The organism is Limisphaera ngatamarikiensis, from assembly GCF_011044775.1.
Classification (GTDB): domain Bacteria; phylum Verrucomicrobiota; class Verrucomicrobiia; order Limisphaerales; family Limisphaeraceae; genus Limisphaera; species Limisphaera ngatamarikiensis.
In genome coordinates this window covers 170,236-184,748 of sequence record NZ_JAAKYA010000082.1, presented here as the reverse complement: position 1 = coordinate 184,748, position 14,513 = coordinate 170,236, and the positions used below count along the sequence as shown (strand labels likewise).

Below are 14,513 nucleotides of genomic sequence, written 5' to 3'. Positions count from 1 at the left end.
CATCAGATCTTCAGTTTCAAGGTGGGTGGGTTCGATCCGCCCCCGGTCACCTCGGAGGGCGTTTTCAGCCGCAGTCCGGTCAACGGCGTGGTCGGTTCACCCCGTGCCTTGCGGATGTTGTCAATGCCGCGGGTGACCACGCTCCGTTTGGTGCAGTATTGCACCGCGGTTTCCTCGGTGATGTAACCGTTCTCGTACGCCTCCAAACAGGAGTAATCAAAGGTGCGCCAGCCAAACGGCTGGCTGGCCTCGATGATTTCGTAAAACGTCCTGCCCTCGCTCTCGCCCAGGCGGATCGTCTCCTGCACCCGCAGGTTGGTCCCCATGATCTCCAGCAGCGCATAACGTCCACCCCCGATCCGCGGCACCAAACGCTGGCTCACCACCCACCGCAACGCATCGGCCAGGCGCGGCCGGATCTGTTCCTGTTCCTCCGGCTCGAACATGCCGAGGATGCGGTTGATGGTCTGCCCGGCGTCAATCGTGTGCAGCGTGCTCAACACCAGGTGCCCCGTCTCGGCCGCGCTCAGGGCAATCTTGACCGTTTCCTGATCCCGCATCTCGCCAACCAGAATCACCTTGGGCGCCTGCCGCAACGCCGCCCGCAACCCGTTGGCGTAGGTGTCAAAATCCGTGCCCAGCTCCCGCTGGTTGAACGTGGCCTTGTCGTGCTGGTGCACAAACTCGATCGGATCCTCCAGCGTGACAATGTGCACCGCCTTCGTCCGGTTGATCTCGTTGAGGATCGCCGCCAGGGTGGTGCTCTTGCCCGACCCGGTGGCACCGGTCACAAGCACCAGCCCCATCTTCTCCTCCGGAATCCGCTTCATCACCTCGGGGAACTTCAGTTCGTCCAGCGTCGGAATCTTCGTGTTCAACTTGCGCAGCACCACCGAGTAATGACCCCGCTGCGAAAACACGTTGATGCGGAACCGGGCCCTGTCGCCGAGGGTGTAGGCCGCGTCACAGGACCCGTGTCGCAACAGCGACTCGATGTGCCAGGGATTGTCCCCGATCAGGTTCAGCGCAACCATCTCCGTCTGGAACGGTGTCAGGGCCCCGAGCGGCGGATCGATCTCCACCGGCTTGAGTTCCCCGTACGACTCCACCTGCAGGGGTTTGCCCACGGTGAACAGGAGGTCGGATACCTCCGGCTGGCTCTCCAGCATCGTGGTCAGGATGTAGTCCAGTTCGGGTCGGCGCATGGTTCACACCTCCTCGTCGTCCGGCGGATGCGGCAGGAAGGGACGAAACCGCTTCTTGTCCAGACACTTTTCGTAGGCCTCCTCCGGCGAAATCCGTTTCATCCGCAAATGCTCCATGATGGCGTCGTCCAGCGGTTGGTTCCCCCATTTCTTGCCCACCTGGATCATGCCCGGGATCTGATGGGTCTTGCCCTCGCGCACCAGGTTGGCAATGGCGGTGGTGAACACCAGAATCTCCAGGGCCGCCACCCGGCCCTTGCGGTCAATGCGCTTGAACAGGTTCTGGGCCACGATCCCGCGCAGCGACTCGGCCAGCGTGGCGCGAATCTTGTTCTGCTGCTCGGCGGGAAACACGTCAATGATGCGGTCCACCGTCTTGGCCGCACTCGGCGTATGCAGCGTCGCAAACACCAGGTGACCCGTCGCCGCCGCAATCAGGGCCAGCTCAATCGTCTCCAGATCCCGGAGCTCGCCAATCAGGATGATGTCCGGATCCTCGCGCAACGCCCCGCGCAACCCGGCCGCAAACGACTTGGTGTGCACACCCACCTCCCGATGCTGCACCAGGCAGTTCTTGCTCTCGTGCACAAACTCGATCGGGTCCTCCAGCGTGATGATGTGGTCCCGCCGGTTCCGGTTGGCATAGTCAATGATCGCCGCCAACGTGGTGCTCTTGCCCGAGCCGGTCGGCCCCGTCACCACCACCAGCCCCTTCTCCAGCATGGCAAACTTTTTGAGCACCGGCGGCAGCGGCGCATCCATCTTCTCAAAATCCTCAAACGACAGGACCTTGGTGGGGATCTGACGGAACACGGCACTGATGCCGTTCTTCTGCATGAAATAATTGGCCCGGAACCGCGAAATGTTCGGAATCTCGTACCCGAAATCCACGTCCCCGGTCTCCTCGAAGATCTTGATTTTGTAGTCCGGGGTGATTTCGTACAGCATGCGCTTGAGCTCGTCCGGATCCAGCGGCGGATGGTCAATGCGGTGCAACTCCCCGTTGATCCGCAACATCGGGACGTTGCCCGATGAAAGGTGCAGGTCCGAGGCTTTGTGCTCGAACATCAGGTTGAAAAAGGCGTCAATCTTTGCCATGGCACCCCTCTAACAACCCGCGGCCGGCTCCGCCGGCTCACAGGTTCCGTCCACCGTGAATCCGGTTGTTGCCCACATCCTTGCCTCGCTCCAGCCCCGGGGCTGGTTGCGTTTCGACCAGTTCATGGCCCTGGCGCTCTACTGTCCGGGTTCTGGATACTATGAACAGAATCCGGACAACCCGGGCCGACGCGGCGACTACTACACCAGCGTCAGCGTCGGCCCCCTTTTCGCAGAGCTACTTGCGTTCCAACTGGCCGACTGGTTGCAAACCCTGGCGGCCCGGACCGGTCCCGATACGACGCTCCTCTGCGTCGAGGCCGCCGCTCATGATGGTCGGCTGGCGCGCCAAATCCTTGAGTGGTTTGCGCAACATCGCCCCCAACTGGCCCGCCGCCTCCGCTACCTCATCCTCGAGCCTTCCCCCCGCCGACGGGCCTGGCAACAGGCCACCCTCGGCCCCTGGGCCGAGCAAGTGGACTGGCCCGGCACACCCACCGATCCCTCCCACCCCAACGCCCCCGAATGGTTCCCCCTGCCGCCCCGCAGCGTCACCGGAGTTATCTTCGCCAACGAGTTCCTCGACGCCCTCCCCGTCCGGCGCCTCCGCTGGAACGCCCGTGCCGGTCACTGGTCCGAATGGGGCGTCACATGGCAAAAGGGCCGCTTCTCCTGGACCGTCATCCCGGATCCGCCCGAGGCCGTCCGCGAACGGGCCGATTTGCTCCGGCGGTTCGGTATCGAGCCGCCACCCGAGTTGCTGAACTTGTTGCCGGACGGCTTCACCCTCGACCTCAGCCCCGCCGCACTCGCATGGTGGGAACAGGCCGCCCAAAGCCTGGTCGAAGGCTGGCTGCTCACCTTCGATTACGGCCTCAGCGCCGAAGAATGCCTACACCCCGCCCGCGCCACAGGTACGCTCCGGGCCTACTACCGACATCACCTGGCCCCGGATCCCCTGGAACGCCCGGGGGAACAGGACCTCACCGCCCACGTGGCCTTCACCGCCCTCGAGCGCGCGGGCCGGGCCGCAGGACTGACCACCGTGCTCCGGCAGCCCCAGGGCCGGTTCCTCTCCGCCATCGCCACACGCTGGGCCGAACAAAACCAGGGGCACCCCGGCTGGGACGCCGCGCGCCTCCGGCAGTTCCATACGCTGACCCATCCGGATCACCTCGGCCACGCCCTCCAGGCGTTCGTCCAGCACCGTTGCCCATCGCTCAACCTGAGCCCCGACTGAATCGCAGGCCTGCGACCGAACCCCACGCCGATGCGCCTGCAGGTCGCCCCTCCACCGTGGGCTTGCGCCCTTCACCGCAAACCCTACCTTCGCACCGTGCACAAACCGGAAATGCCAACTTCAACCGCCGAATCCGCCGCCCCGGCCACCAGCCCGGAGGCGGATCGACCGTTTGCGTTGTGGGAACCCGAACGTTTCGTCCACCGGCATATCGGCCCTCGTGCCGAGGAGATCCAGACTATGCTGAACGCACTGGGGTACAGCTCACTGGACGAACTCACCGCAGCCGCCCTGCCTGCCGAGCTGCATACCCGGCGGCCGCTGAACCTGCCGCCTGCACGCACTGAGGCCGAAATCCTCCGCACGCTGACCGAATACGCCCGCGAAAACCGGGTATTCCGATCCTACATCGGCCAGGGCTACCATGACTGCATTACACCGCCGGTCATCCAGCGGAACATCCTCGAAAATCCCGGCTGGTACACGGCCTATACCCCCTACCAGTCCGAGATTTCTCAGGGCCGACTGGAAGCGCTGCTCAACTTCCAGACCATGGTCCGCGACCTGACCGGCTTGGAAATCGCCAATGCCTCGCTCCTCGACGAAGCCACGGCCGCCGCCGAAGCCATGATGATGTGCCACCGCCTCCGCGGTGGACCCAACCGCAACCGGTTCTTCGTCGCTTCCGACTGTCATCCGCAAACCATCGCCGTCGTCCGTACCCGGGCCCGCGCCCTCGGCTTCGACGTCATCGTCGCAGACCCTCAGGGCTCTTGCCTCGACAGCTCCTTTTTCGGTGTCCTGGTCCAATACCCGGCCACGGACGGCACCGTGCGGGATTACCGCACCTGGGCGGATCACGTGCACGCCGAAGGTGCCCTGCTGGTGGCAGCCACCGATCTCCTGGCGTTGACCCTGCTGCCGCCACCGGGCGCCTGGGGGGCTGACATCGCCGTGGGCAGTGCCCAGCGGTTCGGCGTGCCCATGTTCTACGGCGGCCCACACGCCGCCTTCCTCGCCACCCGGGACGCTTTCAAACGGCAAATGCCCGGTCGGTTGGTCGGCACCTACCGGGACGCCCGGGGTCGACCCGCCCTGCGCCTGGCCCTCGGCACCCGCGAACAGCACATCCGCCGCGAAAAGGCTACCAGCAACATCTGCACCGCCCAAGCCTTGCTGGCCATCGTGGCCATGGCCTACGCCGCCTACCACGGCCCGCACGGGCTGCGCCGGATCGCCTTGCGCATCCACTCCCTCACCCGGACCCTCGCTGTCGGCCTTGAACGTCTGGGGTACAAGGTCCACCCCTCCCCAACTGCATCCCCCTCAACCGACCCCGCCGGGCCGCCCCTGCCGTTTTTCGACACGATCACTGTCCATACCGCGCCCGAACGGGCCGAACGCATCCACCAGATCGCCGCTGCACACCGGATGAACTTCCGCCGCGTCAGCGAAACCGTCGTCGGGCTCTCGCTGGATGAGACCACCACGCCCGCAGACGTGCAGGAGATCTGGCTGGTGTTCAACAACGACCAACCCGTCCCCTTCACGCCGGCATCGGTCGCCACGCCCGTGGACGAAACCCGGCTCCGGCCGGTGGATTACCTGCAGCACCCCGTCTTCAACCGGTACCACTCCGAAACCGAGATGTTGCGGTACCTCCGACGGCTTGAGTCCCGCGACTTCTCCCTCTGCCAAACCATGATCCCGCTGGGTTCCTGCACCATGAAACTCAACCCCACGGCCGCCCTCCAGCCGGTCACATGGCCCGAATGGGCGCGTCTCCACCCGTTCGCGCCGGTGGACCAGGCACGGGGCTGGCACCGCATCATGGAGGAACTGAAAGCCTGGCTGTCCGAAATCACCGGTTTCCCGGCCATTTGCCTCCAGCCCAATGCCGGGTCCCAGGGCGAATACGCCGGGTTACTGGTCATCCGCGCCTGGCACCAACATCGGGGCGAGCCGCATCGGGACGTCTGCCTCATCCCCACCTCGGCCCACGGCACCAACCCGGCCAGCGCCGCCATGGCCGGACTCAAGGTCGTCGCCGTCGCTTGCGACCGCAACGGAAACGTGGACGTGGACGATCTCAGGGCCAAAGCCGCCGCCCACCGGGACCGGTTGGCCTGCCTGATGATCACCTACCCGTCCACTCACGGCGTCTTCGAGCCCACCATCCGCGACCTCTGCCGGATCATCCACGACCACGGCGGTCTCGTCTACATGGACGGCGCCAACCTCAATGCCCTGGTCGGCCTCTGCCGACCCGCCGAACTGGGAGCCGACGTCTGCCACCTGAACCTCCACAAGACCTTCGCCATCCCGCACGGGGGTGGCGGGCCCGGCGCCGGGCCGATCGGCGTGGCAGAGTTTTTGCGGGATTTTTTGCCTGACCATCCCATGGCCCCGGCCGAACACCGATCCCCCGGCAGCGTGGGCCCCGTGGCCGCCGCCCCGTGGGGCAGTGCCGGCATCCTCCTGATCTCCTGGGCGTACATCGCCATGATGGGCCCGGACGGCCTGCGCCGTGCCACCCAGGTGGCCATCCTCAACGCCAATTACATCGCACGCCGACTGGAACCCTGTTTCCCCACGCTCTACAAGGGGCCCAACGGATTGGTGGCCCACGAATGCATCCTGGACCTGCGCCGATTCCACCACATCACCGCCGAGGACGTGGCCAAACGCCTCATGGACTACGGATTCCATGCACCCACGCTGTCCTGGCCCGTGGCCGGCACCCTCATGGTGGAACCCACCGAAAGCGAATCCAAAGCCGAGCTCGATCGCTTTTGCGACGCCATGACGGCCATTCACGCCGAAATCCTCGAGGTCGAAACCGGCCGCATGGACCCCCGGGACAATCCCCTGAAAAACGCGCCCCACACGGCCGACATGGTCGCAGCCGATCCCTGGCCCCATCCCTACTCCCGTCAACAGGCTGCCTGGCCGCTGCCCAACCTGCTCGACCACAAATGGTGGCCGGCCGTGGCCCGCGTGGACAACGTCTACGGCGACCGGCACCCCGTGTGCGCTTGCGGCAGCGTGTCCGATTTTGCCACCGCTTCTTGAGCCGCCAGCGCAACCATGCTTTAGTGAAACAGAGCGAACCGAGCGAGCATCCATGAAAATCACCGACATTCTCCTGGCCGAGCACATCGTCTTCCACAACATCTTCGATCACATCGAACGGACGTTGCCCCGGCTGAAAACCCTGGCCGAAATCCGCGCCCTGGCCGCGCTGTTGGAAGACCTGCTGCGGGGGCATTCCAAGGCCGAGGACGAGCTCCTCCTGGCACCCCTGGAACATTACCTGGAACAAATCGGTCAACGGGACTCGTTCGAACACGAACACCACGAAATTGACGCCAACCTCCTCCGCATCCACCAGGCCCGGTCCGTCGCCGAGGCACGCCGACTCATGCAACACGCCCTCACCTACTCCCGCAAACACTTCGATCACGAGGAACGCATCGTCTTTCCCATGGCGGAAAAGGTCCTCAAGGCCACCACCCTGCGTGAACTGGGCCGCATCTGGCTGCAAAAGCGCGACGCATTACCGGTCTGAACCGCCGGAACGTCGCCTTCCAAACCCCAGCTCCGCCCGCAACGCGAAACCTCCGGCGTGGGCCCGGCTTCAGCAATCCCACGGAATCTGACGCTACCCGACCGGCGCCGGCCCTACACTCGTCCAGGCCTCCAACGCCGCTCGCACCCCGGCCACCAGAGCATCCACACGCATCGCCAGCGGATAATCCGAGGGCGACTCCAGGGTGTACGAGAGCCGGGTTTTGCCATGCTGTACCAGCCAGAACGCCTCCGGCCATTCCGGACGCGATTCGGGATCCACCGCCGGCCGGATCAATCCGCCGGACGCCGGACGCCCCTCAATCACCGGGGAAAGGTCCAGCGGACAGACATGTTCCACCGCACGCAACATCGGTTCCGCCAACGACGGCAACCCGTGCGGATTCAGTTCGTACAGATAAAACCCGGCCGCCTCCCAATCTTCGTGCAGGCAAAAACTCACGTCGAATGACCCCTGCCCCTCCAACCAACCCACGTGCGCCCGAACCTCCGGCGAACGCAGGTGCCGATAATCCCGGTTCAAATCCAGCCCGTCCGGATTCTCCCGCCGATTGAGTTGCAGGCCGGACGGATTCAAACACGGAATCAACACCACCGAAACGCCCGCAGGCCAGCAGTCCATCGCCAGTAACTGCTGCGCCGCCAACACACCCGCCGGTTCGTCCCCGTGAATCCCGGCACTGATGTATACCCGGCGCCGAGCCACCCCGGCCGCCGCCCCCATGCCCTCACGCCGCCAAATCCACAGCGGCGGTCGCCCTTCCACGGGCACGACCTCCCCCTCCCAGCCGTGCGACGCCGCGGCCGCCGCACAGCCCTCCAATACGGCCGTCACGTCCACGGTCTCCCCCCGGTAACCCCCCTGATTCCGAAACAGACGTCCCATGCCCCGCAGGCTCAACCCGATTCCCCACCCCCGCACCCCACGCGACCCGCCCCTCAAGCCATCGCCGGGGCCGACGCCGCTGCCACGGGCGCCTTTGCAGGCACCTCCGCCGCACCGTTTCCACGCCCGCAACCACAACTCTCGCCGCCCTCCTCCGTCCAATGGGGATCCAGCCCGAGATCACGCAACATCTGCAGATCCTGTTCCACCGGCCGGTTCACCGTCGTCAAATAATTCCCGATCATCAGCGCACTGGCCCCGGCCATGAACACCATGCTCTGCAAATCCCGCAGGTTCACCGCGCGTCCACCCGCCACCATGATCTCCTGCCGCGGCAGAATGAATCGGAAACAGGCGATCGTCTGCAGAATCTCCAAGGGCGGCAACGGCGGGCGATGGGCAAATGGCGTGCCCGGAATCGGATTCAAAATGTTGATCGGCACAATGCTGGCCCCCACCTCCCTCAACGCAAAAGCCAGATCGCACCGGTCCTCCCGCGTCTCTCCCATTCCGATGATCCCGCCGGAGCAGATCCGGATCCCCGCCTGACGAAGATACTCCAACGTCTGCAACCGCTCCTCGTACGTGTGCGTGTCACACACCTCGGGGAAAAACCGCCGCGACGTCTCCAGGTTGTGATTGTAGCATTCGCAGCCGGCTTCCTTGAGCCTGCGCGCCACCTCGGCACTTTTGATGATCCCCAGCGACGCGTCCGGCCGCACCCGGCCCTGCGCCTTCAATGCCCGAAACTGCTCACACAAAGCGTCCAGGATCGGACCCTCCTCCAGCCCGCGCCACGCCGCCACCAAACCAAAACCCACCGCACCGTTCCGACCCGCCTCCTCCGCCGCGGTCAGCACCTCCTCCACCGGCAACAACCCGTACCGAGGTGCCTGGGTCTGGTACAAAGCCGACTGCGCGCAAAACTTGCAGTTCTCCGGACATCCACCGGCCTTGACATTGACGATCGAACAGAGATGAACCCGATTGCCCTTGAACCGTTCCCGAATCCGGTTGGCCCAGGCCATCAGGTCGTAAATGTCCGCACTCGATTCCAAATGGAACAGCTCCAGAGCCTCCGCCCGGGTGATTTCGCCCCCGGCCAACACCCGCCGACCCAGCTCCGCAATCCGCTCCGATTTTCCGACGTCAACCATCATCGTGCTCACGGTTGACGAACATACCGGCTGCACCGGTCCGCGCAAGCCGGTTTGAACAACCCTTCCCGGGCCGTCACGATGCGGATCAGTCTCCACCCTCCCGCACCGCACGTACTTCGGACCTTTCCCGACGCCACCAATCCTTCAGGGCCCGGCCGTGCTCCTGCAGCTTTTCCAGCGCGCGAACGATGTCGTCCATGTCCTTCTGATCCGCAAGGAGCACCCTGCCCTCCAGCCAGATGGCCTGTCGACAGAGTCGCTGCGCCTGCACACATTTCGGTCCCCGCGCCCCCACCCCCCCGGACGCCACCGGCCAGCCCCCGGCCAGTTCTCGACGCAACCGCGCCCACCGCTCGGGCAGGGGTTCCCTCCAGCCGGTACCGCAGGGAATCCCCTCGGCCGCCAGCGCCGCCACCACCGCGTCCCGCGGCGCCCCAAACCGATCGGCATCCAACCGGAGCAGAAACCCGGCGCCGCCGTGCCGCGTGCAACCCTCGACCCGCTGCTGCGGGTACACCCCCGGCAGGTCCGCCAGGCGCTCCGCCAGGTAACGGCTGCGCTGATCGCGCCGCCGCGCCTGCAACTCGAACCGGTCCAGCTGCGCGTTCAACATCGCCCCGGCAAACTCGTCCAGGGCCATTTCCTCGAACGGCTCAGCCGCCGCTGAATCCGTCGAACCCGGTTCCCCACGGCCCAATAACCGACGGCACCGACCAGCCACCTCCGCATCGTTGGTAAGCACCAGCCCTCCCTCCCCGGCGGTCAAAACCGCCCCCGCATCAAAGGAAAACACCGCAACCCGGCCCCACGTCCCGCACGGTCGATCGCGGTACACCCCACCGTGCGCCTGCGAGGCGTCCTCCAACACCGCCCAGCCACGATTCTCCGCACCTTCCAAAAATGGTTCCATGGGCACCGGCAACCCGGCCGTGTGAAACACCAACACACCGCGCACATTTTCGGTCGCCACCCCCTCGACCGCCGCCATGTCCAGATGCCCCGTCTCCACGACCACATCCGCAAACACGGGCCGCATGCCTGCCGAAAGCACCGCACCCACCCAACACAACGGCCCATACGCCGGCAGGATGACTTCTGAACCCGGTTCCCAACCCACCGACCCCAGCGCCAGCCGCAATGCGGCCGTTCGCGTCGCCACCGCAAAGGCATGGCGGCTACCGCGCGCACCGGCGAAACGACGTTCAAACAACGCCGTTTCGCCCCCCGCACGTTGGGACCACCGTCCCTCCCGCAACACCCGCAACAACCGCCGCTCCTCTTCCAAACCATGCACAGGCCACGCCGGCCACGGCCGACGTCGCACCGGTTCGCCACCCATCAAAGCCGGTTTCGTCCGCTTCCAAACATCCATGGCAAAGACTCCCTCCTGCAACCGGGCCCAACCTCGGCCCGCATCCCGGTACCGCATTCCCTCTACCGGCCGCCCGTCCCGGTGGCAAACCTCAAAACCGCCCCGCAAAGGCCCCGCACTTCAGCGACTCAAGACGTGGAGTGGCCAACCCCGCCCGGCGGCGCTCCCCAAAACCCATGCGCGATTGCCCGGCTTTGGAGCCGGCCCGGTCGGGGCTCTTCCGTTTCTGGTTCCGGCTCCGCGCAGGCTCCCATCAATAAGGACCCGCGCCTGACCTGGTCCACATGGTTCCCGCCCACCAGCACTCCGCCCATGAACCTGTGGCACCCCGGCAAGGGCCTCAGGCCGCGCCTTGAGACCGGCCCGCCCGCAGGCTCTGCCAGGCCGCCAACGCCGCCTGTCGAGCCGCCGCATGGCTCACCACCGGTTCCGGATAATCCCGACCCAGGCGGACACCGGCTGCCTCCAACAACAAGGGCGGCGCCTCAAACGGCCGGTGGATCCATTCCGGCGGCACCCTCGCCAGTTCGGGGCACCACCGACGTACATAGGCCCCATCCGGATCAAACTTTTGCCCCTGCAAGACCGGATGAAACACGCGAAAATATGGCGCAGCGTCCACACCACAACCGGCGCTCCACTGCCAGCCCATCGTGTTGCTGGCCAGGTCCGCGTCCACCAGGGTGTCCCAAAACCACCGCGCCCCCTCCAACCACGAAATCCGCAAATCCTTCACCAAAAACGACGCCACGATCATCCGCACACGGTTGTGCATCCAGCCTGTATGCCACAACTCGCGCATCCCGGCGTCCACGATGGGATAACCCGTCCGGCCCCGCTGCCAGGCGCGTAAACCGGCCGCATCCTCACGCCACGGAAACCTCTCCCATTCAGGCCGTAACGGCCGCTCAACCGCATGCGGAAAATGCCACAGCAGATAGCCGGCAAACTCCCGCCAAAACAGCTCCCGCAAAAACGCCGACTCTCGCCACCGGGACGCGTTCCAACCCTGGCCTTCCGCCCACTCACGCACGGCGTGCCACACCTGACGCGGCGTGATTTCACCAAAATGCAAATGCGGCGACAGCCGGGAGGTCCCTTCCTCGGCAGGCTGATCCCGTCGGGTGGCGTACTCGCGCCATCCATCCTTCAAGAACCGCTTCAGCCGTTCCCCCGCCGCCGTTTCCCCCGGCCGCCAGGTGGCTCGCAGGCCCGCGGCCCAGTCCGGTTTGGGCAGAAGCTCCAGCCTTTCGCAGCTCAACCCCCGGGGCCAAACCGCGGGTCCGGGCACACGGTCCGGCGCAGGAAGCGGCCGGGGTGGATCCGACAACGCCAAACAACGGCGCCAAAAGGCAGTAAAAACCTGAAAAGGTTCGCCCGATTGCGTCTTCACCCGGTCGGGATCCACCAGGTTCGAATCGGCCCACAACCGAACCTTGACGCCCCGCTCCGACATGGCCCGGACCACCTCCTCTTCCAGCTGCCGCGCAGCCGGTTCCACGCGCCGGTGGGCATAAACCGTAACGGCCCCGGTCTCCCGAACCAGATCCGCCAGTGCCTTTACCACCCGTCCACGTCGGATGATCAAACGGGATCCCGCCGCCCGCAAAGAAGCGTCCAGGGCCGTCAGGGAATGGTGCAACCACCACCGCGACGCCCCGCCCGGTGACCACGGGGCCTCCTCTTCCGGTGACCAAACGTACACCGGAATCACCGGCCCGCCCTCGCGTGCCGCCTCCCACAACGGCGCATGATCCGATAACCGCAGGTCCAACCGAAACCACACCAAAACAGGCTTCACGCGCCGCAATGTGGCCCTCAACCCCTCCCCCGTCAAAACCGGACAACCCGGGCGTGAAGATCGGTCGACCCCGCGGAAAATTTCTCAGAGCCGGCACCCTCGCGGGTCAGGGCATGGTACAAGGCCGCAGCCATCCAACGCGCCGGGACAGCCGCGGCGGAACTCTCCACGCCCCGGGCCCGCCGGACACCCTACCAGGCGAAACGGAAGTAACATGCGAATCCCCCTCAAGGCTCCTCGGGAAGGTCCCGCGGCGGCTCACCCTCGGACACGGGCCGTTCCAGAGTCGAACCCAGGGGCGCATCGGGACGGACCGATCCGCCCGTGGCCAGCTCAAAACCATCGTCTGCCAAGCCGGCAAAAATGCTGTCCCGAGCCTCCCACTCCGCCGTCGAAGCCGTAAATCGTGCCCGCTGCAACGGACGCCACCGACCCTCTGCATCCCGAACCCGGCCACCGACAAACAGGGCCCGGCGCTCTTCACCCGCACTACGGCCGTCCCGCCGAAAATCCTCAATAAACGAATACAAACCCGTCAGTGCCCGCCCGCCGGTGCGGGTCCGAAACGTCACCACATGCCGCCACGCGGCCGAACCTTCCTCACGCACCCAACCGGCGTACCGTGTCCGGTCCCCCTCCACCCGCGCCCGCACCAAAAACCAGTAGACCGTCCCTTCCCGCCATGGGAGCGTCAGCATCGCCTGACCTCCGGTGCCTTCGCCACCAAACCGCCGGACCCGCACAGCTTCCCCCCGGGCCAGCGTCTCCACCCTCAGCTCCGGAGCCACCGCAGACGGATCGTCACCCCGGGCATCGTCCCACACCGACATCAACACCACCCGCCCCCCATCCACCAGCTCCTGTAGGCCGAAATAGCCCACCTGCCAGCCGCAAACCATGAAGAACGACCCGGGCACCGTCCGCCGGACCCGAACCCCCAGCAGAAACGCGTCCGCAGGCGGACTTTCCCAGGCCAGGTGGACCGACCGCGCCGCCCGCGGTTTCTCGGGCTCCGCCCCTTCACACCGCGCCCCACCGCCAGGGACAGCCAGCATGATCAGCCCAACCGCAAGGCTCCAAACGCGCAGTACCGGAGCCGGGGCCGCCCCGCGCCAAAACCACCAAAAACAGCTTCGGCACATCACGGATCCTCAGGACGGACCGGTTTCCGGGGGCACACCCGAACTGGTCCTTTCCACCCACGCGGTGGCATGCTGCACCAACTCCACCGCATTCTTCAGGCCGAGTTTCCGTTTGATCTGTTCGCGGTAATACTCGACCGTCTTCACGCTCAGATGCAGTTCCTGGGCGATCTGCCGGGTGGTTTTCCAATGCCCGATCAGCTCAAATACCTCCAGCTCACGGTCACTCAACAAATCCGCCGGCGAGGCTCCGGGCAGGGGCTGCTTCTGCAGCTGTTTCTGCAGGAGTTTCACCGCCATCGCGTCGCTCACATACACCGACCCGTTCAGCAGCCGACGCACCGCCTCCAAAACCTTCTCCAAGGCCTGGTCCTTCATCAAATAACCCATCGCTCCGGCGCGAAAAGCCATCTCCGCGTAAACCGATTCATCATGCACGCTCAACACCAGAATCGGCATCGACGGAAACCGCGCCTTCAGATTGCGCACCAGCTCCAGGCCGCTGGACTCCTTCAGGGACAAATCGGCAATCACCAGGTCGGGTTTGAGTCGTTCCGCCGCAGAAAAGGCTGCACCGGCATCGGCCTCCTCGCCGCAGACCTCCATGTCCGGCTGCCGGTTGATTAGCTGCGCAATCCCAAAGCGAACGACGGCGTGGTCGTCCACCAGTAGAATTCGGGCTTTCCGACCCTCCGGTTGGGCGTAATGCCGCTGCGTCATGGCTCCGCTCCCAGCGCCGCTCACTCTGCCGGATTCTGTCCATTGTCCAAGGGACTTGGCAACTGCGAAAACGGAAAACGTCGCCGGCGCAAAAGACTCAGGCACCCGCCGACCCGGCCGGAGGCGTTCAAAACCCGGGCCTGAAAACCTCCCGTACCGGCTCGCCCCGCGGAGCAGCCCGACCTGTGCCACTCGAGATCCGCCCTTTTCCCCACCAGGCCCGCATCGGTACATCGCCATCACCCCCCGCTTTCCATCAGCGTGTGGACCCGGAAATTGCTTGGCCACCACGGCGCGGGCC

11 protein-coding genes are annotated in these 14,513 nt (G+C 65.4%); 3 read left to right on the top strand and 8 right to left on the bottom strand.

Features of this window, described 5'->3' with window-relative positions; translation table 11 throughout:
- Nucleotides 1-2: 2 nt before the first annotated feature.
- Both G4L39_RS12835 and G4L39_RS12830 read right to left on the bottom strand, forming a co-directional pair.
- The gene (locus G4L39_RS12835; RefSeq protein WP_165108690.1) at nt 3-1,205 is read right to left on the bottom strand and encodes a type IV pilus twitching motility protein PilT; all 1,203 of its coding nucleotides are present in this window, start codon (nt 1,203-1,205) and stop codon (nt 3-5) included.
- Nucleotides 1,206-1,208: 3 nt separating this feature from the next.
- On the bottom strand, nt 1,209-2,303 hold the full coding sequence (locus G4L39_RS12830) for a type IV pilus twitching motility protein PilT (protein ID WP_165108688.1): 1,095 nt from the start codon (nt 2,301-2,303) through the stop codon (nt 1,209-1,211).
- A 55-nt stretch (nt 2,304-2,358) separates the two neighbouring features.
- Here G4L39_RS12830 and G4L39_RS12825 point away from each other — a divergent pair, with 55 nt between their 5' ends.
- From G4L39_RS12825 to G4L39_RS12815, 3 genes are all read left to right on the top strand, one after another.
- Nucleotides 2,359-3,543, top strand: coding sequence for an SAM-dependent methyltransferase (locus G4L39_RS12825; protein WP_165108686.1), 1,185 nt, complete (start codon nt 2,359-2,361; stop codon nt 3,541-3,543).
- A 111-nt stretch (nt 3,544-3,654) separates the two neighbouring features.
- Nucleotides 3,655-6,615: an aminomethyl-transferring glycine dehydrogenase gene (gene gcvP, locus G4L39_RS12820; protein WP_165108684.1), complete on the top strand. Its 2,961-nt coding sequence runs from the start codon at nt 3,655-3,657 to the stop codon at nt 6,613-6,615.
- A gap of 52 nt (nt 6,616-6,667) precedes the next feature.
- Nucleotides 6,668-7,111 carry a hemerythrin domain-containing protein gene (locus G4L39_RS12815; protein ID WP_165108682.1) on the top strand — a complete coding sequence of 148 codons (444 nt, stop codon included), beginning with the start codon at nt 6,668-6,670 and terminating at the stop codon, nt 7,109-7,111.
- A gap of 93 nt (nt 7,112-7,204) precedes the next feature.
- Here G4L39_RS12815 and G4L39_RS12810 read toward each other — a convergent pair whose 3' ends face one another.
- The 6 genes from G4L39_RS12810 to G4L39_RS12785 all read right to left on the bottom strand — a co-directional run bounded on the left by G4L39_RS12810 (nt 7,205) and on the right by G4L39_RS12785 (nt 14,212).
- Nucleotides 7,205-8,017 carry a M14 family metallopeptidase gene (locus tag G4L39_RS12810; protein ID WP_165108679.1) on the bottom strand — a complete coding sequence of 271 codons (813 nt, stop codon included), beginning with the start codon at nt 8,015-8,017 and terminating at the stop codon, nt 7,205-7,207.
- Nucleotides 8,018-8,070: 53 nt separating this feature from the next.
- On the bottom strand, nt 8,071-9,177 hold the full coding sequence (bioB, locus tag G4L39_RS12805) for a biotin synthase BioB (RefSeq protein WP_165108754.1): 1,107 nt from the start codon (nt 9,175-9,177) through the stop codon (nt 8,071-8,073).
- 85 nt (nt 9,178-9,262) lie between these two features.
- Nucleotides 9,263-10,549 carry a DegT/DnrJ/EryC1/StrS family aminotransferase gene (locus G4L39_RS12800; protein ID WP_165108677.1) on the bottom strand — a complete coding sequence of 429 codons (1,287 nt, stop codon included), beginning with the start codon at nt 10,547-10,549 and terminating at the stop codon, nt 9,263-9,265.
- Nucleotides 10,550-10,889: 340 nt separating this feature from the next.
- A complete protein-coding gene (locus G4L39_RS12795; protein ID WP_165108752.1) occupies nt 10,890-12,359 on the bottom strand; it encodes an FAD-binding domain-containing protein in 1,470 nt (489 codons plus the stop codon).
- Between the two features lie 218 nt (nt 12,360-12,577).
- The gene (locus tag G4L39_RS12790; protein WP_165108675.1) at nt 12,578-13,405 is read right to left on the bottom strand and encodes a DUF3472 domain-containing protein; all 828 of its coding nucleotides are present in this window, start codon (nt 13,403-13,405) and stop codon (nt 12,578-12,580) included.
- Between the two features lie 96 nt (nt 13,406-13,501).
- The gene (locus G4L39_RS12785) at nt 13,502-14,212 is read right to left on the bottom strand and encodes a response regulator (RefSeq protein WP_165108673.1); all 711 of its coding nucleotides are present in this window, start codon (nt 14,210-14,212) and stop codon (nt 13,502-13,504) included.
- Nucleotides 14,213-14,513: the final 301 nt, after the last annotated feature.